The sequence below is a fragment of the Desulfovulcanus ferrireducens genome, from assembly GCF_018704065.1.
In the GTDB taxonomy this organism is placed as follows: Bacteria; Desulfobacterota; Desulfovibrionia; order Desulfovibrionales; family Desulfonatronovibrionaceae; genus Desulfovulcanus; species Desulfovulcanus ferrireducens.
In genome coordinates this window covers 23,215-43,999 of sequence record NZ_JAGUQP010000019.1, presented here as the reverse complement: position 1 = coordinate 43,999, position 20,785 = coordinate 23,215, and the positions used below count along the sequence as shown (strand labels likewise).

19 protein-coding genes and 1 tRNA gene are annotated in these 20,785 nt (G+C 42.1%); 6 read left to right on the top strand and 14 right to left on the bottom strand.

Going from position 1 to position 20,785, the window contains the following annotated elements:
* Window positions 1–159: 159 nt before the first annotated feature.
* The 7 genes from pal to KFV02_RS07895 all read right to left on the bottom strand — a co-directional run bounded on the left by pal (window position 160) and on the right by KFV02_RS07895 (window position 5,985).
* A complete protein-coding gene (pal, locus tag KFV02_RS07925) occupies window positions 160–759 on the bottom strand; it encodes a peptidoglycan-associated lipoprotein Pal (protein ID WP_252381010.1) in 600 nt (199 codons plus the stop codon).
* 23 nt (window positions 760–782) lie between these two features.
* On the bottom strand, window positions 783–2,096 hold the full coding sequence (locus KFV02_RS07920) for a hypothetical protein (RefSeq protein ID WP_252381009.1): 1,314 nt from the start codon (window positions 2,094–2,096) through the stop codon (window positions 783–785).
* A gap of 2 nt (window positions 2,097–2,098) precedes the next feature.
* Window positions 2,099–2,938: an energy transducer TonB gene (locus KFV02_RS07915; protein ID WP_252381008.1), complete on the bottom strand. Its 840-nt coding sequence runs from the start codon at window positions 2,936–2,938 to the stop codon at window positions 2,099–2,101.
* 5 nt (window positions 2,939–2,943) lie between these two features.
* Complete coding sequence (gene tolR / locus KFV02_RS07910; protein ID WP_252381007.1) at window positions 2,944–3,351, bottom strand: protein TolR; 408 nt, start codon at window positions 3,349–3,351, stop codon at window positions 2,944–2,946.
* Window positions 3,352–3,400: 49 nt separating this feature from the next.
* Entirely contained in the window at window positions 3,401–4,099 is a 699-nt protein-coding gene (locus tag KFV02_RS07905; protein WP_252381006.1) for a MotA/TolQ/ExbB proton channel family protein, read from the bottom strand.
* 467 nt (window positions 4,100–4,566) lie between these two features.
* On the bottom strand, window positions 4,567–5,325 hold the full coding sequence (locus KFV02_RS07900; RefSeq protein ID WP_252381005.1) for an SIR2 family NAD-dependent protein deacylase: 759 nt from the start codon (window positions 5,323–5,325) through the stop codon (window positions 4,567–4,569).
* A gap of 12 nt (window positions 5,326–5,337) precedes the next feature.
* A complete protein-coding gene (locus KFV02_RS07895; protein WP_252381004.1) occupies window positions 5,338–5,985 on the bottom strand; it encodes a histidinol phosphate phosphatase domain-containing protein in 648 nt (215 codons plus the stop codon).
* 849 nt (window positions 5,986–6,834) lie between these two features.
* Here KFV02_RS07895 and KFV02_RS07890 point away from each other — a divergent pair.
* From KFV02_RS07890 to KFV02_RS07880, 3 genes are read left to right on the top strand one after another with little or no spacing between them, the layout of a single operon-like run.
* Window positions 6,835–8,214 carry a TrpB-like pyridoxal phosphate-dependent enzyme gene (locus KFV02_RS07890; protein WP_252381003.1) on the top strand — a complete coding sequence of 460 codons (1,380 nt, stop codon included), beginning with the start codon at window positions 6,835–6,837 and terminating at the stop codon, window positions 8,212–8,214.
* A complete protein-coding gene (locus KFV02_RS07885; RefSeq protein ID WP_252381002.1) occupies window positions 8,211–8,492 on the top strand; it encodes a hypothetical protein in 282 nt (93 codons plus the stop codon). Before KFV02_RS07890 ends, KFV02_RS07885 begins: the two co-directional genes overlap by 4 nt.
* The gene (locus KFV02_RS07880) at window positions 8,489–9,181 is read left to right on the top strand and encodes an SDR family oxidoreductase (protein WP_252381001.1); all 693 of its coding nucleotides are present in this window, start codon (window positions 8,489–8,491) and stop codon (window positions 9,179–9,181) included. The genes KFV02_RS07885 and KFV02_RS07880 overlap by 4 nt, the downstream gene beginning before the upstream one ends.
* Window positions 9,182–9,526: 345 nt before the next feature.
* Here KFV02_RS07880 and KFV02_RS07875 read toward each other — a convergent pair whose 3' ends face one another.
* The 4 genes from KFV02_RS07875 to KFV02_RS07860 all read right to left on the bottom strand — a co-directional run bounded on the left by KFV02_RS07875 (window position 9,527) and on the right by KFV02_RS07860 (window position 15,557).
* Complete coding sequence (locus tag KFV02_RS07875) at window positions 9,527–11,641, bottom strand: ATP-binding protein (protein ID WP_252381000.1); 2,115 nt, start codon at window positions 11,639–11,641, stop codon at window positions 9,527–9,529.
* Window positions 11,642–11,793: 152 nt separating this feature from the next.
* On the bottom strand, window positions 11,794–12,975 hold the full coding sequence (locus KFV02_RS07870; RefSeq protein ID WP_252380999.1) for an HD domain-containing phosphohydrolase: 1,182 nt from the start codon (window positions 12,973–12,975) through the stop codon (window positions 11,794–11,796).
* Entirely contained in the window at window positions 12,968–14,176 is a 1,209-nt protein-coding gene (locus KFV02_RS07865) for a response regulator (protein WP_252380998.1), read from the bottom strand. Before KFV02_RS07865 ends, KFV02_RS07870 begins: the two co-directional genes overlap by 8 nt.
* 172 nt (window positions 14,177–14,348) lie before the next feature.
* On the bottom strand, window positions 14,349–15,557 hold the full coding sequence (locus tag KFV02_RS07860; protein WP_252380997.1) for an ATP-binding protein: 1,209 nt from the start codon (window positions 15,555–15,557) through the stop codon (window positions 14,349–14,351).
* Window positions 15,558–15,972: 415 nt separating this feature from the next.
* Here KFV02_RS07860 and KFV02_RS07855 point away from each other — a divergent pair, with 415 nt between their 5' ends.
* Window positions 15,973–17,313 carry an HD domain-containing phosphohydrolase gene (locus tag KFV02_RS07855; protein WP_252380996.1) on the top strand — a complete coding sequence of 447 codons (1,341 nt, stop codon included), beginning with the start codon at window positions 15,973–15,975 and terminating at the stop codon, window positions 17,311–17,313.
* On the opposite strand, the gene KFV02_RS07850 is transcribed toward KFV02_RS07855, so the two are convergent.
* Both KFV02_RS07850 and KFV02_RS07845 read right to left on the bottom strand, forming a co-directional pair.
* On the bottom strand, window positions 17,310–18,542 hold the full coding sequence (locus tag KFV02_RS07850; protein ID WP_252380995.1) for a GGDEF domain-containing protein: 1,233 nt from the start codon (window positions 18,540–18,542) through the stop codon (window positions 17,310–17,312). The two genes, KFV02_RS07855 and KFV02_RS07850, sit on opposite strands and share 4 nt — an antisense overlap.
* Before the next feature lie 126 nt (window positions 18,543–18,668).
* Window positions 18,669–18,755 (bottom strand) — tRNA-Leu (locus KFV02_RS07845).
* A gap of 114 nt (window positions 18,756–18,869) precedes the next feature.
* Between KFV02_RS07845 and KFV02_RS07840 the strand changes: the two genes are divergently transcribed.
* Window positions 18,870–19,088 carry a hypothetical protein gene (locus tag KFV02_RS07840; protein WP_252380994.1) on the top strand — a complete coding sequence of 73 codons (219 nt, stop codon included), beginning with the start codon at window positions 18,870–18,872 and terminating at the stop codon, window positions 19,086–19,088.
* Here KFV02_RS07840 and KFV02_RS07835 read toward each other — a convergent pair.
* A complete protein-coding gene (locus KFV02_RS07835) occupies window positions 19,049–19,699 on the bottom strand; it encodes a 16S rRNA (guanine(527)-N(7))-methyltransferase RsmG (RefSeq protein ID WP_252380993.1) in 651 nt (216 codons plus the stop codon). The genes KFV02_RS07840 and KFV02_RS07835 overlap by 40 nt on opposite strands.
* A 127-nt stretch (window positions 19,700–19,826) precedes the next feature.
* On the opposite strand from KFV02_RS07835, the gene KFV02_RS07830 reads away from it, so the two are divergent.
* Window positions 19,827–20,771: an ACP S-malonyltransferase gene (locus tag KFV02_RS07830; RefSeq protein ID WP_252380992.1), complete on the top strand. Its 945-nt coding sequence runs from the start codon at window positions 19,827–19,829 to the stop codon at window positions 20,769–20,771.
* Window positions 20,772–20,785 lie beyond the last annotated feature (14 nt).

Genomic DNA, 20,785 nt, shown 5'->3' with positions numbered 1-20,785 from the left:
TAAGTCACTGCGAGGGCAGCGAAGCTGTCTGTGGCAATCTCACCCATTGGGAGAAAAACACCCTTTTAAAATGTCCTTTTATTCCAATATACTTAATATAAAACTCAATTAAAAATCGCACAACTTAGGTTCTATAAAAGCCTCACCTGCCCCCGAAATTTAGTATAATACCTTGAATTCATCACGCCTGTTTTTTGCCCAAGCTGTTTCATTATGACCGGGATCTGCAGGAAATTCTTCTCCATAGCTGACAATCTGCAGCCTATCAGACTCAACCCCCAGGAGAATTAAAAACTCGTAAGCTGCCCTGGCCCGTCTTTCCCCCAGAGCTAAATTATATTCTTCAGTCCCGCGTTCATCACAATGTCCTTCGATAACTAAGCGTAAATTTTTGTACTTCTTTAAAAGCTCTGCTTTTTGCTGTAAAATAGCTCTGGCTTCTGGCTTTAATTCGAATGAGTCAAAATCAAAGTAAATTTTGTTGGCTGAAATTGTTTCTACGGCCTGCTCAATAGCCTTTTTCTTTTCTGCTTCTTCCTTGGCTAACTGTTCTTCTGCCAGTTGCCGCTCTTTTAAGGCTTGTTCACGGGCTTTTCTGGCGGCATTGGCTCGACTTTCTTCTGCGCTAAGTCTGTTTTTTTGTGTACTCTCTACAACGCCATTAGGAGAAACCGAACCAATTTTTTGTTTGGCACAACCGCTTATAATAAAAACCGACAATGTCGCTAAAACAAACAAAAATAAAGTCTTCGATCTCATATATCCTCCTTTATCCAAGCTCCCTATTCAAAAACTCCCCAGCTTGGTGCTGTTGCCTCTCCCTGACCTGTTGGCAATAATCGGGGTTCATTACCACCCCGGGTTGTCAGATATAATTTATATTGCCCACTACGATTGGACGTAAAGACAATAAAATACCCGTCCGGACCAAAGGATGGGTCTTCATCATTTCCAGGTCCGAAACTAATCTGTTTCTCCATTCCGGTACGCAAGTCAAGAACAAAAATCCGGTGTCCTTCAGGTGTACGCCGGGAAAATGTAACCCAGTTCCCATCTGGACTGATACTGGGGCTAGTATTATATTTTCCCGCGTAAGTCACCCTTTCTATTCTATTCTCCTGAACATTCAGGAGAAAAATATGCGGATTTCCAAGCCTGGAAGAGACAAAGACCATTTTTTTCCCGGAAGAATCAAAACTGGGAGAAATATCAATAGCCCAGTTTTTAACCAGGGCTCGATCCAACTTCATGTCCCTTTGTACAAGATAAATGTCCGGATTTCCCTCAGGATCAATGCTTACGGCTATCTTTTGCTCAGGAGTAAACACCGGAGAAATACAGGTGTTGCCAGGGAGTTTATAACTCTTAACCTGTCCGGTCTGTCTGTCCCAGAGACCTAAAAAATGACGATCATTTTTTAGGAAAGTAAAAACAATTTTTTGCCCATCAAACGACCATGCCGGACTCATGGCCAGCCCACCAAGATTGGTAATTTGCTTTACTTCACCACTAAGTGGAAAGAGCAGACATATCTCCTTTTTACCCTCTTGCCTGCGAACAAAGGCCAGAGTAGATCGAAAAAATTTATCTTTGCCAGTTAAAACACGCATAAGCTCAGCACAGAACTTTTTGGCCACAAGGGGAAGCTGTTCTTTTGTCTGCACGAGATAGCCCTTGCCAAGAATAAGTTTTCGGGAAAACACCTCAAAGGCTCTGATCTCTACTGAGCCCAGAATTCCTGGCCTGTCATCCCATCCAATAGTTAGTAATAAATCAACCTTGGACAAACGAAATTTCTTAAAATCAATATCTTTCCCCTGAATACCAGCTATTTGTGCTCCTCCCAATATATCCTTACTTTGTGTCTGATGTAAAAAAGGCAAAAAAGAAAGATTGTTTTTGATCAGGTCTTGCACTCTGGTAGCAAAAGCAGGCGCAGTGCCATTGCCACCCTTCATCAGTGGATCTGCCAGAAAAATATTCAACTTTTCCTGCCCAGGTCCATAAATATCAACAACTAAAGTATCCTGAGCCCATGCTAGACCAAACCAAATCATAGTCAAAACAAAAAAGAACACTGACGTGACTTTAGACATGGCTAATACAGCTCCATCAAATTAAAATTTATAATCAATTTGTCTATGGTTTTGGCCGGAGGAGGCGGCAGTTCACCAGTTTCCTGCACTGCCTTGAGCACTGAAATGTCAAAATCTTTTCTCCCGGAAGGCTTAACAAGCCTTGACCGGATAATTTTGCCTCTCTCGTCAATTTCCACCTCCACCTGAGCCATTAAATTTTCCTCCACTCCAATCTTAGGAAATCGCCAGTTTTCTTTGATCTTTTCTTCCGCAATCCGGGCATAAATGGAACCTATCCCAGTGCTGCCACTACTTTTTCCCTGAGTCGAGCCAGCCTTGGTTTGCTCTACCTGTTGCCTTAGACCCGCTAATTCCTTGGCCAATATCATTTGTTCTGATCTCTGTTTTTCCCGGACATGTTTTTTAATACTGCCCAGGGCCTGGGCCAAAATCTCCTGGGGTGAAGGTTCCTTTTTCTTTTTAAGCGTAGTCTTTTTGGTCTTTTTTACCTTCTTGGAACTGATCTTCTTTTTTTTGTCCTTTGGTTTTGTTTTGGAGCTCTCCAGATTCCGCTGAGCCTTAATTTTTTTAACATTTGATGAAGACTTAGACTTCTTTTGCTTCAAAGATTTTTTTTCGGCCTTGACAGCTGACTTAGTGTCATTTTTTTTAATTTGTCCGGCAGACTTTTTTATCTCCTGCTTCACAGGAGCTGGAGGGAGCAGATTGATAAGTTCAACTTCATAAACAGGTCTACTTAGATCAATTCGTATTCTTTTGCCCCCCCCTGGAGAATAAAAGACCAGAAAAAAAATACCCAGATGAAGTAAAAAAGAACCTAACCAGCCCAAAAGGCGCATAATTTTTATTCCCTTTCCTCTTCAGCCACAACACCCAAACGCTTGATTCCAGCGGCTTTTATCCTAGACATAAGCTTGACCACCAGGCCGTAAGCAACATCTTTATCAGCCTGCAAATAAATCAATTTATTTTTATCCAGGACTATCTTTTTTAAATGTTTTTCCACCTCATCCAGTTTAACTTTGTATTCATCCAGGTAGATGGTGCCATCTTTCTTCAAAGTAACCACTAGATGTTCGCTATCTTCCGGAAGCGTCCGTACTGTCTTGGTCTGAGGAAGATCAACTTCCACCCCCTGGGTGAGCATAGGGGCAGTAACCATAAATATAACAAGAAGAACAAGCATAACATCCACAAAAGGAGTGACATTTATTTCAGATAAAAAACCTTTTTCCAGCGGATTAAAATCCATATTCCCTCCTATTAACTACTCACTCACCCTGCTCAACTACTCAACCAAATTAGTTTTCTCGTTTCATCCAGGGTAATTCCCTCTGAGCCCTGTTCAAAAAAGTACCCGCAAAATTTACCAGCTCAGTTTGAATCGCGTTTAACTGCCCCAAAAAATAATTATAAGCCATTGTAGCAGGGATGGCCACAGCAAGACCAATGGCCGTGGCTATCAAAGCCTCAGAAATCCCGGGGGCAACCGTGGCCAGGGAAGCTGACTTTTGCAGGCCAATAGAGTGAAATGAATGCATTATGCCCCACACCGTGCCAAAAAGACCGATAAACGGAGCAGAACTGCCACAAGTAGCCAAGAAAGGCAGGGAACCAGACAATACTTTGAGTTGCGAACTAACCCCCTGCTTTAACACTCTGCGTACATTGTCTTCAGCTACCCTGAACTTGAGATTGGGGTGCAGTTTAGTTTGTTCAAGCTTCTGTATTTCCAAAACAGCCCCGTACCCTATAGGATAAAGAGGAGAACCAGGGTTTTCCTTGAGTAATTTCATGCCTGTCACTAAATCGGAAGCAGTCTCAAAAAGACGTAAATGAGCTCTAATCCGTGACTTAAAACGACCAAAGGCAATAGCCTTGAAAATTATTATACTCCAGGTAGTTACAGACATAAATAACAAAATAACCATGACAACCTTAACCATCAAAGTAGCATTGGCAATCATGGTCCAAATGCCGGTCTGGGGCAAAAAATCCATTTACTATCCCTCCTCGCCCTACCCTGCAGGCTCAAAAACTTTGCAGGGTGTTTTTAATTTTTAAGTTTTAGACTCAACTTTCTGATACGATTAACATCCTCAAATTACTACACAATTGAAGAGTGCATTTTCTGAAATGCATTACAAACGGGTTGGGTAACACATCATGGCGAAGATTGCGGAAGTGCTGTGCATAGGGAGGTTATTCCACCGAACTTTCGAACCTCATCATAACAACAGAAAAGGCATTAAGTAACATTCTATTGACTAACCCCATTATGCACAGCCCGCAAGCAAGCCTTAGATGTGTCCAAGTCTTTATTAGCATTGAAGAAAATGCGCTCGCAAATTAACTCAGAAAGTTGAGTTTTAGATATTAATTTGTTTTAACATGTTGTTTTTATAAAAATTATATCACAAAAAAATCCCCGGAAAGCCAAACTACTTGCACGCACATCTTCACCCTTTCAGTTTATGATCAAATCAGCCATAAAGGGCAAGACCTCCTCGGCCGGTCCATCGATACGCACGTCAGAAAGCCCCGCATAATTGGTCGGGCCCAGGTTGACCTCAATTACCTTGCCACCATGCCTTTTGACTATATACGGCAAAGTATTGGCCGGAGCTACTTCACCTGAAGTCCCTACAATTACAAGCAAATCAGCCCTGTCAGCCAAGTCCTGACTCTGGATTAAAGCCTGCACAGGAATCTGCTCACCAAAAAAGACTACATCCGGCCTAACAACTCCACTGCACCTATGACATTTCCAGGGTATATCCCTAAAAGTCAATTGCAAGGCCTGGCCGGGATCAAACTCGGTATGGCACCCGTTGCAATAAAACTTCTGGCAACTGCCGTGAAACTCGATAACGTTTTTTGAGCCTGCTTGCTGATGCAAGTTATCGATATTTTGGGTAATAATAGCTTGCAAAAAACCTCTTTCCTCCAACCTGGCCAAGGCCTTGTGTGCTGCGTTGGGTTTAGCGCGGGCAAACATTTGCACCGCATCCAGCAAGAACTCCCACACACCTCTAGGGTTATTTTCCAGAGCCCAGTCAGAACAAACCGTCTGAGGGTCATATTTTGACCAAAGGCCTCCGGGGCTGCGAAAATCCGGTATACCACTGGGAACGGAGATCCCCGCTCCGGTCAAAGCAACAGGAAATCTGCACCCGGCCCACACACGAGCCCCCTGTTCAGCCAATCCTCGCCAATCCTTAACCATTTATTTTCTTTCTTATCTTCTCTCGCGCATAATCGACAAACTGTTTTGTTCAGCCAAAAGATAGTCACCTTCATCCATACCGGCGCCAAAAGCAATTTTTCTTCGAAGTTCCTGACTGACCAGATCCCCTGGTGCATGAGCATCGTTATTTATAACCAGGCTGGCCCCAAACTTCTTTGCCAGAGAAAAAACATGTCCATTGGTCAAGCTGTGACCTTTGCGCGTGGTTATTTCCAGGGCTACGCCGTTTTGGGCAGCCAACTTAACTTCTTCGGGAGTAATAAGGCCTGGATGGGCCAGAATATCGGCCCGGGCCTCTATTGCTGCCAGGTTGGTGCCCCTGGCTACAGGTTCAACTATGGTCTCGCCATGAACCACAACAATCTGGGCTCCTTTTTCTCTGGCAATATTTACAAGTTCGGGAATGAGGCTGGGCGGGACATGAGTCAGCTCCACACCGGCCAGAAGCTCAACATCTGCGTAAACTGAATATTTTCGGGCAAGCCTTAGCACATTTTCCAGAATTAGTTCCAGATTGGAATGATCTGCATGATCAGTAAAAGCAACACCCTTGTATCCGGCTACCTTGGCCCTGCGCACAAGTTCTGCCGGGATAAGCTCCCCATCACTAAAAGTTGTATGTGTATGTAAATCAATCATCACTTAACCCCGTAATTTGTGAATCAAGCCGCCTACAAAAGCCATTGAGGGCTCATCAAACAATTGGTTCAGCTTAACTATGCTTTCGCAGAAACCTCGATTCATGTTAAATATCCCGCTAACAACATTCATTTATGAGCCTGTGGCAAACCCTATTTTCATCGTTGATTGAATGTCTTGGTTTCTGAAATGCATTACAAATGGCTTGGGTAACACATCTTGGCGAAGCTTGCGTAAAAAACAGAGCATCGGGATGAATGGGCAAAATATTTTGCGACATTGAGCATAACTATCGATAATAAAAGAATATTTGTTTACCCAAAATATCCCATTATGCTCTGTCCGCAAGCAAGCCTTTTACCCGGTTGAATCCAGCGAAGCTGGGCTGGCTTTGCCAGTATTCAACAGGGGTAGATGGGTCCAATTCTTTGTACCAGCATGAAAGAAAGCAAGACTGGAATAAGCCATGAAAATTAATTGGTAAAAGGTTCGGCTGCAGGCTCTAATATGTGTTTACCAACATAAACAAGAGCTTCTATAGCTTCTATCCAAAAAATTAGCTTGACACAAGTTCACCAAACCGCCCATCTCGCCCTATCCCATCTCCCCTTTCTCCCATTCACCCATCCACTACTCACTATTTGACTTCATCCATCTTTCCTCCTATTTATCTCCCTCAAATAATTCATACATCGCAACTTTATATTTTTAGTTAATTTAGTTGATTGGTTTGTTGGTTAAATGGTTTATTTTGTGTACCAGGTTATCTCTTCACCATTCAACCATTCAGCCAGTTGACTGTTCAACCATTCACGCGCCTATCCACAAATTAATCAAAAGGGAGATGTTATGGACTTTAAAAAGATTGTTTTGCCCGATTCTGAGATACCACGTCAGTGGTATAATATTCTTGCAGATCTTCCCACACCCATGGACCCGCCGCTCCATCCGGGAACAGGGAAACCAGTCACTGCCGATGACCTGGCACCAATCTTCCCAATGAACCTTATTGAACAGGAAGTTAGCCAGGAGAGATTTATTGATATCCCTGAGCCTGTTCTGGAAAAATATGCAATGTGGCGTCCCTCGCCACTCTATAGGGCCAGGGCTCTTGAAAAAGCGTTAGATACCCCGGCCAGAATCTATTATAAGCACGAAGGAGTAAGCCCAGCCGGAAGCCACAAGCCCAACACCGCTATCCCTCAGGCCTATTACAACAAAGAAGCAGGGACTCAAAAAATATGTACCGAGACCGGTGCCGGACAATGGGGAAGCGCCCTTTCTTTTGCCTGTTCCCTGTTTGGACTGGAATGCGAAGTGTACATGGTCAAAATAAGTTACAACCAAAAACCCTATCGTCGTCTGATGATGGAGACCTGGGGAGCCAAATGCATTGCCAGCCCAAGTGACAAAACCAATGCCGGAAGGGAAATCTTGAAGGCTGATCCTGATTCACCGGGTAGCCTGGGGATCGCCATCAGCGAAGCTGTTGAAGCCGCTGTAACCGGTGAGGGGACCAAATACGCCCTGGGAAGTGTCTTGAACCATGTTCTGCTGCATCAAACCATTATCGGGTTAGAAGCCCAAAAGCAAATGGCCATGATCGAAGAATACCCGGATGTAGTCATCGGATGCGCCGGAGGGGGAAGTAACTTCGCAGGTTTAGCCATCCCGTATGTTCGCGATAAGATTCATGGAAAACAGGTAGAGATCCTGGCCGTAGAACCAGCTTCCTGTCCAACATTGACCAAAGGCCCTTATGCTTATGACTTTGGTGATACAGCCAAAACAACCCCTCTTCTGCCGATGCATACATTAGGGCATAATTTCATGCCTGCTCCACTCCATGCTGGCGGTCTCAGGTACCACGGAATGGCTCCTATTGTAAGTAAACTGGTTATTGATAACCTGGTAACTCCTGCCTCTGTACATCAATTGGAAACCTTTGCAGCCGGTGTAACCTGGGCCAGAAGCGAAGGATTTATCCCCGCCCCTGAAACCAACCATGCCATTGCCGCGGTAATTCAGGAGGCCAAAAAAGCCAGGGAAGAAGGAAAAGAAAAGGTAATCCTTTTTACCTGGAGTGGACATGGACTGGTTGATATGGCAGCATACGAAGCATATCTTTCAGGAAAACTTTCTAACTACGCAATGCCTGCTGAAGAAATTGAAAAGTCACTCAAAGAACTAGAAGGGCTGCCAAAACCGACTCAGAGAAAACATGGATGAATCAAGAAAAACAAGATAAACTTATAACACCGCCTGGGGATCATCTTGAAGTACGTTGTCCTCGGTTAGGGCATCAGGTTTCTTTTTCCTATTGCCGACGCGAAAACCAAGGGCTTCCGTGCTACAAGATGATCTCCTGCTGGCAAACTTACTTTCCGGTGGAGAGCTACCTGCGCCAGGAGCTTGACCAGGAAGAATGGCAAAAAACTTTTAACAGTCCGCCAAAACCAAAGATATTGAGCCTGGTCGAGTTGATAGAAAAGGCAAAAGAAAAATGAACATCATCATTGCCGGAGCAACAGGTGATATTGGAACATCTATTTCCAATCTGCTATCAAAAAACCACTCTTTGCTTCTTCTCTACAAAGATGAAAACAAAAGAGAAGACCTGGCAAGGAAGTTAGAGGGAAGGGATGTTAGTTTCCTTTCTATCCAAGAACTTTTTGCAAATGAAAAAATGGTTCTTCAAGCTTTTTCTTCTTTTACACCTCATGTTTTTATTAATGCCATAGGAGACGGTTTTTATGCCAAGGTAGAAGATGCAACCCTGGATTTGATAAATTCCTCCTATGAAGCAAATTTCAAAGTGCCTTTTTATCTTACACAACTCGCGTATAAGGTATTTTTAAAACAAAAACATGGTTATATTGTCTTTGTCAATTCTGTCTCAGGATTGGAAGGATTTCCTTATGGAGTTGCATATTGTCCTTTTAAATTTGCCTTAAGAGGACTTGCAGAGGTAATGTACAAGGAAGGTAAACGATATGGCATCAAGGTAAGCTCTATTTATCCCGGTATAGTTAAGACAAAACTTTTAAATAAGATGCCCTTTATTCCCAAAAAAGGAGTTTTGTATCCAGATGAAGTAGCACGTGCGGTTGATTATTTGCTGTGTCTGCCACTTGAAGCGGAAGTGAAAGAACTGGTTCTAAAAAACAGCTCTCTTACATGGAGGAACATCCGCTAGTTGCACTGATTTTTGAGAAGCCTTATTTTGTCATTGCAACTGCTGTTTGTTTTCTCTTTTCTTGTTCATATTCAGCAAAATTTTGTCATAATTAAGTAATCAAACCTGTGCAGTGGTAATAATCGAGAATCTGGCGGCAATCAGGAAAAAATTCTACTACGGATTCCCATATCCGCTCTACCCGTCTGCATTGGCCAGGCTTCTAAAGTCTCAAAACTATTTTTCATACCATCTATCTCCACCCTGAACACCTTACACTCCCCACTCACTCCACTCAACTACTCACCCAGCCAACCAAATTGCAGCTATCGGATGCGCCCCTAAAAAGTCGAACTTGCCTCCCAGTTAATCTATGAGTTGCCTTAATATTTGGCTAACTTGTTCAATTTTATATGGTTTGACCAAACATGCTTTGAATCCGTATTCGCTATAGTTAGCCATGACAGAGTCGTTCGAATAACCACTTGAGACAATAGCTTTTACTTGAGGATCAATCTCAAGCAACTTCCTAATTGCTTCCTTGCCTCCCATACCACCAGGTATTGTCAGATCCATAATGACTACATCAAAGGGCTTTCCAGCTTTCTTGGCCTTCTGGTATAACTCGATCATTTCCTCACCGTCCTTGGCAAGCTCCACTTCATATCCCAAACTACTAAATATTTCTTTACTAACTTCCCTGACCAACTCCTCATCATCCATTATTAAAATCTTGCCTTTTCCTGTTAACAGTTGCTCATCATCAAAGAGTGAAGTCATTTCTTTCTGAGAGGCCGGCAGATAAATCGTGAATGTCGTGCCAACACCTGGTGTTGATTCTACCATAATGTGACCATCATGTTTTTGGATAATTGAATAACATACGGCAAGCCCCAAACCGCTTCCCGATTCTTTTGTGGTGAAATAGGGATCGAATATCTTATCAAGATACTTTTCCGGTATTCCAATGCCATGATCCTGTATGGTTATCTTAACAAAATTTCCAGGGGGCAACGATGGGATGGTTCGCGAATCATTAATAAAATTTTCACATTTTATATTTATTGTTCCTCCATCCGGCATGGCATGCTTAGCGTTGAGGACAATATTCTGAATGACTTGACTAATCTGACCGGTATCGATGTCAACAGTCCAGAGTTCCTTGGGTATATCAAAACTACATTTAACATTGCTTCCCGCAAGTACAAAATTCGCTGAGTCTTTTATTAGCGTTGCTAAGGTTGCGGTTTCTTTGACGGGCTCTCCACCCTTTGCAAAAGTCAGCAGTTGCTGAGTTAATTGGCTGGCCCTGCGAGAAGCATTTTCTGTGGAGGTTAGCAGGCTATAGGCCTTGTCTTCCGTACTTAATTGAGTCTTGGCCAAACTTATATTGCCCATTAATGCGGTCAAAATATTATTAAAATCGTGGGCTATACCGCCTGCTAAAAGCGCAATGGACTCAAGTTTCTGACTCCTGAACATTTGCTCACGCATTTTTTTCTGGTCGGTAATATCGCGAAATACAAGAACCGCCCCCACAATTCGACCTTCGCTATCCCGAATCGGAGCGCCGCTGTCTGCTATGCTTCGTACAGTTCCATCGCGAGATATAAGTGCTGTATGATTAGCTAAGTCAGTAATTCTGTTCGTTTTAAACACCTTTTCAACCGGATTCTCACAAGGCTCCCCGGTCTTTTCATCAATAATATGAAAAACTTCATTAATGGGCTTGCCAACAGCCTCTTCTTGTGACCAGCCGGTCAAATCCTCAGCAACCTTATTGATCAAAACAATCTTACCATCAGTGTCTGTTGCAATAACTCCGTCTCCAATACTACGAAGGGTGACTGCCAGCCTTTCCTTTTCAGCCCCAAGCCTGTCCAGAGCCAAATTACGCTCTCTTATGTACCTTGAAAACTGTTTCATCACTAATAGCCAGACAGAAAGTGCTGTGAGTGTAAAGAGTATACTTAATAGTAAAACAACCTTTACAACCTTATTTTGTTGATTCAAACTTTGACTTTCTGCTAGCGCTAGTTTTTGCATGTACTCTTTCTTGCGTCTTTCTATTTGTCTGACGAGAATCTTAATAGCAGGATGAACTTTTTTCTCTACTTCATCCACCATCTTATCAAGATTCATCCCATGCTCTTTTAACATCAATATTTCAGTAACTGCCGATTCCAAATTTTCTATTTTGGCAAGTAATTCAATTGCCTCCCTTTTTTCTTCAAGACCTATGTCACTTTCATATTTTAAATGCTCTTCCCCGTATTTTTTTAATTCATTTAAACTTATTTCTACTGCTCTTTTGTTTTCATCATCTCCATGTATAACATAATCCATCAATAAATGAGATGTTTTGAAAGTCTCGCTTTTCATTTTAGACATTAACATGGCAGAGGGGACAATATCATTTTTCAAATCGATGAAAATCTTTCTTATTCTCTCACCGCTCCACAAAGCGTAAAAAGAAATCATGCATAACATGAGGAATATAGCCAGAAATCCAAGGTTAAGATAACGTCTCATGGTTAAACTTCCTTAGAGGTTTTTTGATTTTTAATTTAATCCCCTCCACTATTCGACTACTAATACCATATCTCTGACCTGATTGTTATGTAAAATTTTTTTTACTTTTCCAGAAGGTTTCTCTTTTCCTCGATTATTTTTGAGGGGGGGATAAGCGCTTCAATGGGCTGCTTAATTCCGTAAGCTTTGTCCATGAGTCTAAGCTTCTCAATGATGGTTTCAGTAACTTCGTGTCCTTTTTTTAAAAGCACCACTCCATTTAAAGCAACAATGTCTTCTAAAAGGACTACGAAAGGAAACAAGTCATCTATGTGGACCTTTCTGATTTTGTAATGTTGCTCCAATTGGAGCACTTCCAAAAAAGCCTTGAATACTTTTGGGTCGTATCTGCCCTTACGCTTCGCCATTTTATATATACTATCCCGCTTGGAATACCCCCTGGTTTCCAGGAGATCAAAGTCTAAAACCACCTTTAAAATTCTTGCTCCCAAAGGTATGTCGTCTCCGCGTACATGATCAAAGGGTACACCTTTTCCGTCATAGTGCTTTTCCTGATAGGCGATCATATCTGCAACCTTTTCCATACGCGGGATATTACGAAGAAGATCAGAGGCGATAAAGGGGTGCTGCATATATAGCTGTAATTCTTCTCCCTCTAGTCTCTCCCCAGTGCGCACTTTATCCAATACCCCTGGAGGCAAAATAATACACCCGATCTGAGATAATATAGCGCCAGTCTCATATAACCAGACATCTGTCTCGCCCAAGTGAATAGCTACATCGCGTACATAGCGTTTGATGCGGGAAGTTCGACCCAAGGCTTCTTCATTGGTGATACTCAAAATCTCTGTCAAAACATTGATAGTTCCGGTCAGAGTCTTTTCCATTATCTCCTTTTCTGCACGGACTAACCTATACTGCTTAATGGCTGCCTCCAAAGCTTTAATCAAGTTAGTCTTGCTACAAGGCTTGATCAGAAAACGAAACACCTGACCACTATTAATAGCATCTATAGCCACCTCCATATCTCCATGCCCTGTAAGCATAATGCGGACCGTTTCAGGATAAAACTCTTTGATCCTGGTTAGAAACTCAATACCATCCATCTTGGGCATTTTTAAATCAGCCACCACAACGGCAAATGGACCGAAATCATTAAACATTTTCAACCCCTGAATCGGGCCGACAGCAGTTTCTACCTGAAATTGCCGCTGCAAAGACCGACGAAACCCATCCAGAATGTTGACGTCATCATCAACAAAAAGGATTTTCTCCTTATTCACCTACTTTCTCCTTTACCAACAAGTCTCGCCAACTAATGAATTTATCCTGTATGCCGAATTTTTCTATCAAGTCTTTATCAACAGGGCAGACAGGGCCAACTACATTCATCGGTGATTTTAGATGTTCCAGACGATCAGCAATATGAACCAAAGACAGGCAATCCAACCGGGAAGAATAAGCTGCCATTGGATTATGGTGAAAGGCCGCCGCCCTAACCATTTCTTCTGGAAGCCCCCATATATTTAACAGATAAGCCCCGATTTCAGCATGCGAAACGCCAAAAACATCCAGTTCAGCCAGATACAAACACAGCCTTTTTTCTTCAGCAAAGTTTACTGCTTCTTCATATTCTTTCGGCATGTTCTGAGCTAAGATCAAAACACCACAATCGTGAAACAGGCCGGCAAAAAAAGCAATCTCTTGAACATCCTTGGGTAGATTTTCAAATTTACATAAAGAAGAAACCATACTAGCCACTTCCAGACTATGCTTAACCTGACTTTTCAAAGAAAACTTTCCGATTTTAAGTTTTTCCAGCTTATTGAAAATATGCATTCCTAAAACAAGGAATCTTATAGTATCCAACCCCAAATAAACTACAGCTTGTTCAATACTAGAAACTTTTCTTACCAAAGCGAAAAAAGCGGAATTGACCATCTGCAAAACTTTAGCAGACATGGCTACATCTTTAGAAATAATATCACCAATACTCTTAGGCGTAGCTTTATCCGAGCGAATTTCTTCCTTTAGTTGGATATAAATATCTGGCAGGCTGGGTAATGACTTAACTCGGCCTACTACATCAAGTAAGCTCTTGTCCTTAAACAGATTCCTCAAGGCCATGCATCTCTGGATAACATTTTTAAGTTTATCTGGAGAGCAGGGCTTAGTCAGGAACTGATGAGTCACGGGCACTGTTTGCATAATCATTTCTTTATCTGAGTGACCGGACAAAATGATGCGTACTACTCGAGGCTGAATTTTGCTGATCCTGGTCAACAAATCTGCCCCGCTCATGACCGGCATACGCATATCCGCGACAACCACATCAAAACTCTTCTCCTTGACCAAAGACAGGGCCTCGGCCGAATTATCAACAAAAGTCATATCCCATTCTTTGCGCATGGGATAGAGCATCCGCCTCAACCCGCTTAATACATTGGGCTCATCATCAACAAATAAAATTTTTATTTTGTTCATTGACTAACTCTGAAGAATCTTCATGGATTTGTTTACGAAACCTCAGTCCTTGTCCCTCCACTTATGGAATTGTAAGCGGGGACATTTAACTAATAAATTGTTGAAAATAGTTAGTAAAAAATGCTGAAGCCAACCAAATTTTTAAAAAACTAAAGTCCAGAATTTCATGCATCTATCCATCTACTGGCAACTCTATAATAAATGTGCTCCCCTCACCAGGCTCAGACTGAACTTTAATAGAGCCGTTATGTTTGTCTACAATAATAGAATGGGCAATGGCCAATCCCTGACCTGTACCCTTGCCTACTTCTTTAGTTGTAAAAAACGGTTCAAAAATCCTATGCCTTATCTCTTCCGGAATTCCACATCCTGTATCAGCGATTTGAATCTGGATACGATCCTTTAAATTACGAGTGGTAATCTTAATTAGACCTCGCTCCTGATCGGAGACAGATTCGCCCAGCTTCTCCTTAATTGCATCAGCCGCATTGACAATCATATTTAAAAGAACCTGATTTATTTCAGCAGGGTAACAAAGTACCTGAGGCAAATCCGGGTCAAGAGCTATTTCCATATCAGCTGCATATTTCCAAAGGTTGCGGGACACTTCACGGGCATTCTCAATGGCTTTGTTCAAATCCATATAGACTTTCTCCTCTGTACCCGGATGGGCAAATTGCTTCATGGATGAAACGATTCTGGCAATGCGACCCATACCCTCCAGGCTTTGAACCAAGGCCTTAGGGACCTCTTCTAAAAAAAAATCCACATCATTTTCCTCTAGAACCTGGTACATCTTCTCAATTACTTCCTGAGGCAACTTGTCCTTATAGGCCACAAAGTTATACACTAAAAAGTCAATGGTGTTTTTGATGGGGAGAAAAGAATCTTGTAAAAAATGCAGGTTATCACTGACGTACTGAGCAGGAGTGTTGATTTCATGGGCAATGCCAGCAGCCAACTGCCCAATGGCCTCCAGCTTTTGGGCCTGGGCCAGCTGTCCTTGCATAATTTTAAATTCAGTAATGTCATTGCCTACCAACAAAAGCATTCGCTCTTTCGGGTCAGGCGAATCCAAAAATTCAATGACCTTGAAGTCCATAAATCCAGTGCTTCCATCAGGTCGACTATATCTAATTTCTTTTTGTAGATTAGATCTATTTTGCAGATAATCCTCGACTGAAATGCCGATTGTCTCCTTCCACTCCATTCTGGAAGTCAGGCCAACTATGGATTGGCCAAGGACCTCCTCTTTCCGTAATCCAAAAAATTTCTCGGCCATGAGATTCCAGTGCATAACTTTGTGTCTCTCATCTAGAGCGATGATGACAAAAGGCAATTTCTCAAAATATGTTTCAATTTTATGCTGGCCTTTATCCATGCTTCTCCCCCTCGCTTATTTCTCTGCAACAATTTTTGTTCCTGTTTTCGTTATTCAAGCGGATAAATATCAAACAATTGGCTTATCTTAACAAGTTCCGGAGTTAAGGCAATGATCAAAAAAATTTCTTCGTCTGTCTTAGAACTACCATTTCATTATCGCCCAACTATTTCTCTCTTCAAGTAGTTTGTATACAAAGTTGATAGTTTTACACTCTTAAAAATTTTGTTATAATATTAATATATTATTTAATTTTTTACAAATATCTTTTGAAGCTTTCAATAAACTTTTTTTATCCTTGATTTTTCTTTTTGTCCAAGTCAGTATAAGAAAATAAAATGAATTTACTTGACTCTGTTATTTAAAGACTCTTTTTAACTAATCTTTCCAATATTCATGGGGATATGGAGGGCCAATGCAAGCAAAAGTCTTATTCGTGGATGATGAAGAGCAGGTCTTAGAAGGGATTAAGAGAAGCCTCCATAAAGAGCCTATCGAACTCTATTTTGCCCGGTCCGCTTCCCAGGCCCTGGATATTTTGGCCAGGGAGAATATTGACCTGATTATCACCGACGAAAAAATGCCTCATATGTCTGGTAGTGAATTATTGAAAATAGTTCGGGAGAAATACCCTAGAAGCATCCGGATTATGCTCACCGGGCATGCTGATGTGCGAGCCGCCCAAAAGGCTATCAACGATGGTAAAATCTACAACTTTCTGTCCAAGCCCATCGGTAAAGATAAACTTCTAGCTATCATTTACCAAGCCCTGACCCAGAAAGAAATCGAAAATAAGAAAACTAGCTTATCCCAACAGGCTGTTCATTTGGTTAACTGGGAGTGGAATCCAAAAAACAATGAAATCAAATGGAGCAACAATTTTCCCCAGCTTTTTGGTTTTACCCCGGCTACCCATACCGGCCATTACCGGCAACTCTTTACCACCGTCAACTCCCTGGACCGCCCTTTTCTGGTCGATGCCATAAAAAAATGTCTTCAAAACAAACAGAGCATTGAAGTTGAGCACCGTATCGAAACAAAAGATGAAATCAAATGGCTCTCCCAGCTTATTGACGTTGTTTGCAATCCCCAGGGGGAAGTCATCAAGATTATGGGCATTGCCAGGGATATCACCGAACAAAAAAAGCAAGCCCAAAAACTGAAAACAACCCTGAAAAAACTTCAAGACACTCTGGAAAAAACAGTTCTATCACTGGCCGCAATGGTAGAAAGAAGAGATCCTTACACTGCAGGACACCAGCAAAAAGTGGCTGCCATTGCTACAGCCATCGCCCAGGAGATGGAACTAGATGATGACCTGGTTCAAAATATTCATCTAGCAGGTCTTTTGCACGACATCGGCAAAAACTCTATCCCCCTAGAATACTTATCCAAACCAGAACATTTGACTCCTCTCGAGATGGAAATCATCAAAACGCACCCCCAGGAAGGGTATGAAATCATCAAAGAGATCCCTTTTACCGGTCCTGTAGCCCAGATAGTCCTGCAGCACCATGAACGTCTTGACGGAACTGGCTATCCGCAAGGTTTGCAGGAAAAAGAAATTCATATTGGCGCCAAAATTATCGCCGTAGCTGATGTATATGAAACCATAACCTCACAACGCTCCTATCATCCGGCCTTAAAAAATAAAGATGCTGCGCAGGAATTGATAGAAGGACGGAATAAACTCTATGATCCAAGGTCTGTGGATGCATTGTTAAAACTTATTCAGGAAGGCAAAATTAAAGACTAGGCTTGCTGCTTCTTTTCCGCATACATATTATCATCTGCTACTTTCAAAAAATCTTTGATCTCCTGTCCGGGAACATATTGGGCAAGACCAACAGAGACAGAAACTGTGAGGTTAGTTGGCTGTCCACAAAGCTTCTCAATACTGATATCTTTGATGGACTTTTGGACTCGCAACTTTAAAAGCTGAGCTCGTTCAATATCTGTATCAGGCAATAAAATCAAAAATTCGTCTCCGGCCAGTCGAACAAAAATATCGTACTTGCGGATCACTGCTTGTATCCTTTGGGCCACCTCTATAAGTACCTTGTCTCCAATGTTGTGCCCTAAATTGTCGTTGATCGACTTGAATCCATCCAAATCCAGAAACAGGAGGCAAACCGGAAAACCTCGTCGAGTGGCAAAGTCCAAAATGCGAGGAGCATGGCGGTGGAAATACTCACGATTATGAATGCCGGTTAGAGTATCTATCACTTTTTCCCGATCAAGTTTCTCGTGCTCACGCACAGACAAAAGAGTACAGCTAAAAATATAACAAAAATGTTCTAAAAAGTCCGTGGCTTTTTCCGGCGAGTACCTGGCAATATCTTTGTCGCCGAGAGCCAGCACTCCTGTTATATTTTCCGGATTGTACTTGTCTTTAAGTACATATATAAAACAGGAACCTTCTTTAAGCTGTTCCTTTTTTTGTCCGTTCAACTCAGGCCAAAAAAAAGAGAAATGTTTAACTTTGGCTATACATCCCATGTAATAACTGTCTCCCAAAGATATGGAAGGCAGATTTAAAAGTTGACTCTGAATATCCTCTTGAGGATAAACACAAATTTTATCAGGAACAAAGGTAGCAAAGTACTCGGAGCTTAAAATTAGACCTACAGCGTCAAGGGCAAGATACTCTTTTATTTGGGCTAAAATATTCGGAAGCTCTTTTAAAGAACGCATTTTCTGGACTAACTCGATATCACGCTTGAAACGTAAAAAAGTCTTTAGCCCGGCCTGATAATTAGCCAAAACTTGACGCAAAGTTAGATTTAATTCTCTATTTTTCTTGCTTAAATCCTGGACATGAAGCCTTAGCCTGTTGTTTTCCTCAAGCAAAAAATCAAGTTTTTTATTCTGCTGCTTTATTTTCTGGATCAACAGGATTAGCTCTTGCTTAAACCTAGCCGAATTCTTACTTTGGCTATATATTTCCAAGCTTAAGGCTATACTTTCAATATCTTTTAAGTCCATAGTCCAAATAACTGGGTACCAGGGAAAATTAAAACATTAATTTACATCCCTAGTTTCTTATCAAATAATATTTAAAATGACAAAAAAAAAGGCTTCAGGTATTACCTGAAGCCTTTTTGATCTTTATGGTGCCGGGGGCGAGACTCGAACTCGCACGGGCTAATGCCCGGAGGATTTTGAGTCCTCTGCGTCTACCAATTTCACCACCCCGGCGAAAGGAGATAATCTTTTATCCATCTCTTAAGATGTCGTCAAGAACTTTATTCACTTTTTTACATTTTGACCAATTATCCTTCCTGTGGCAAAAAAAAGGGCGGGAGGAACAATATGCTCAACGAAAAATTTTTAGAAGAACTAGAGGAATACCTTAAATCCGGCCGGCTGGAGGAAGATTTTGAATACTCGGCCGAAGACAGACGTTATGAGATACTGGATTATCTGGAACGGCTTATGGACGTTGCAGAATTGGCCGACGAAGTAGCCACCAGGCTTATTTTTAAAAACTCTCAGTTGGGACAATTATTTAATTCCAACGCCCAAAAATAACGCTTCTTTTTTTGAACCTCATAGGAAAAAGTTTTTTTTACTTGCCACGGAGCCAACTGGTCACTCTCTGGCGCGGCAGTATTGGCCATGACAACCACAATACCATGATCCGGCATAAGCTTCCTGGCCAGAGGCAGCAACTTTGGCCAAGGCATGAATGCCCTACTTATTATGAGGTCTGGGGGCAGAAGTTCTTCTGGCACTTCCTGCGCGCGCATACCAAGCACAAAAGTTTTCGGTAGTGACAAGTGGCTTAAAGCGTTACGCATAAATACGGCCCTTTTATTTCTGACCTCTATTAAGTAATATTCTCCAGTATTCCAGACTATACGTAAAGGGATGCCTGGAAGACCTGCCCCGGCTCCAAGGTCAAAAGTCCTGGGGCTATTTTTTAATGATAAAGAAAGTAAAAAGTCTTTTAAGTACAAACTATCCACAATTAAAGTTCTGAAAATTTCAACCCAATCTTTTGGTCCTACCAGGTTAATAACCTTGTTCCACTTGATGAGCAGAGATAAAAAAGAGTATAATTTTTTAATCTGCTCTGCGTCCAAACCGAAACCTGCCCGATCAAGTTCTTTAGATAACTCTTGAATTAAAATTTGTTTCATATACCCTCCACTCCCATTTCCTCTTTTCCCCGTTTCTCCGTTTCCCGATTTTTCCCAACACCACACTCTCGACTTTTAGGCCGGGTAGGAGTAAAAAGGTTAATTTATTTCTTAAGGAGGTAGATAAATGCCTGAAAATAAACAACTGGCCATACTTTTCCCAGGACAAGGCTCCCAAGAGCCTGGCATGGGTAGAGACCTTGCTGAATACTGGTCCGATGCCATGAATCTGTGGAAACTGGGCGAAAAAATCTCCGGCTTCCCTTTACGCGAGATTTTTTGGGATGGCGAGGCAAAAGACATGGCCCAGACCAAATACTTGCAGCCAGCCCTGACCATTGTCAACTTAAGCCTTTGGCTCTTTATTAAGGATAAACTAAGTCCTTCGCCGCTTTTTATGGCTGGACACAGCCTGGGCGAATTTTCCGCCCTATGTGCCAGTAAAGTCTTAAATATTGAAGACACTCTAAAACTGGTTTCATTGCGCGGCAGGCTAATGGCAGAGGCCGGTCAGGATGGAAACGGACAAATGGCTGCCATCTTGAAACTAAACCAGGAGACCGTGGAAGAGCTAGTCAAGGAAACACGACAGGAAACAGGCCAGGAAATCCTGGTAGCCAACTACAATACCCCGGCCCAATTTGTAGTCAGTGGACATGCAGAACCCATTAATTTGATTGTAAAAAAAGCCAAAACACAAAAAGGAAGGGGCGTGCTTCTTCCTGTGAGCGGAGCATTTCACAGCCCAATGATGGAAGGAGCGGCTAAAGAGTTAGCCAAATTCATGGCCAAATTTGAATGGCATGCCCCGAAGGTGCCTATTTATTTTAACGCAACAGGACAAAAAGAGCTTGACCCGGCAAAGATAAAAGAAATCATGGCCCGCCAGATGACCTCATCTGTTTATTGGATACAAATTATTCGGGCCATTTTCTCTGATGGTGGCAATCAATTTTTGGAAATAGGACCCAAGGGAGTCTTGTCACGCATGGTCGGCCAAATTTTGGCTGACGACAAGGACAAAATTGAGGTTATATCCATTGCGACTCTAGAGGATACCCAAAAAATTTAGCAAAAAAGGACAGT

Excerpts from the sequence above, each read along its gene's own strand:
- pal (WP_252381010.1), bottom strand. The coding sequence starts at position 759 with ATGAGATCGAAGACTTTATTTTTGTTTGTTTTAGCGACATTGTCGGTT.
- KFV02_RS07920 (WP_252381009.1), bottom strand. The coding sequence starts at position 2,096 with ATGTCTAAAGTCACGTCAGTGTTCTTTTTTGTTTTGACTATGATTTGG.
- KFV02_RS07915 (WP_252381008.1), bottom strand. The coding sequence starts at position 2,938 with ATGCGCCTTTTGGGCTGGTTAGGTTCTTTTTTACTTCATCTGGGTATT.
- tolR (WP_252381007.1), bottom strand. The coding sequence starts at position 3,351 with ATGGATTTTAATCCGCTGGAAAAAGGTTTTTTATCTGAAATAAATGTC.
- KFV02_RS07905 (WP_252381006.1), bottom strand. The coding sequence starts at position 4,099 with ATGGATTTTTTGCCCCAGACCGGCATTTGGACCATGATTGCCAATGCT.
- KFV02_RS07900 (WP_252381005.1), bottom strand. The coding sequence starts at position 5,325 with ATGGTTAAGGATTGGCGAGGATTGGCTGAACAGGGGGCTCGTGTGTGG.
- KFV02_RS07895 (WP_252381004.1), bottom strand. The coding sequence starts at position 5,985 with ATGATTGATTTACATACACATACAACTTTTAGTGATGGGGAGCTTATC.
- KFV02_RS07890 (WP_252381003.1), top strand. The coding sequence starts at position 6,835 with ATGGACTTTAAAAAGATTGTTTTGCCCGATTCTGAGATACCACGTCAG.
- KFV02_RS07885 (WP_252381002.1), top strand. The coding sequence starts at position 8,211 with ATGAATCAAGAAAAACAAGATAAACTTATAACACCGCCTGGGGATCAT.
- KFV02_RS07880 (WP_252381001.1), top strand. The coding sequence starts at position 8,489 with ATGAACATCATCATTGCCGGAGCAACAGGTGATATTGGAACATCTATT.
- KFV02_RS07875 (WP_252381000.1), bottom strand. The coding sequence starts at position 11,641 with ATGATTTCTTTTTACGCTTTGTGGAGCGGTGAGAGAATAAGAAAGATT.
- KFV02_RS07865 (WP_252380998.1), bottom strand. The coding sequence starts at position 14,176 with ATGAACAAAATAAAAATTTTATTTGTTGATGATGAGCCCAATGTATTA.
- KFV02_RS07860 (WP_252380997.1), bottom strand. The coding sequence starts at position 15,557 with ATGGATAAAGGCCAGCATAAAATTGAAACATATTTTGAGAAATTGCCT.
- KFV02_RS07855 (WP_252380996.1), top strand. The coding sequence starts at position 15,973 with ATGCAAGCAAAAGTCTTATTCGTGGATGATGAAGAGCAGGTCTTAGAA.
- KFV02_RS07850 (WP_252380995.1), bottom strand. The coding sequence starts at position 18,542 with ATGGACTTAAAAGATATTGAAAGTATAGCCTTAAGCTTGGAAATATAT.
- KFV02_RS07840 (WP_252380994.1), top strand. The coding sequence starts at position 18,870 with ATGCTCAACGAAAAATTTTTAGAAGAACTAGAGGAATACCTTAAATCC.
- KFV02_RS07835 (WP_252380993.1), bottom strand. The coding sequence starts at position 19,699 with ATGAAACAAATTTTAATTCAAGAGTTATCTAAAGAACTTGATCGGGCA.
- KFV02_RS07830 (WP_252380992.1), top strand. The coding sequence starts at position 19,827 with ATGCCTGAAAATAAACAACTGGCCATACTTTTCCCAGGACAAGGCTCC.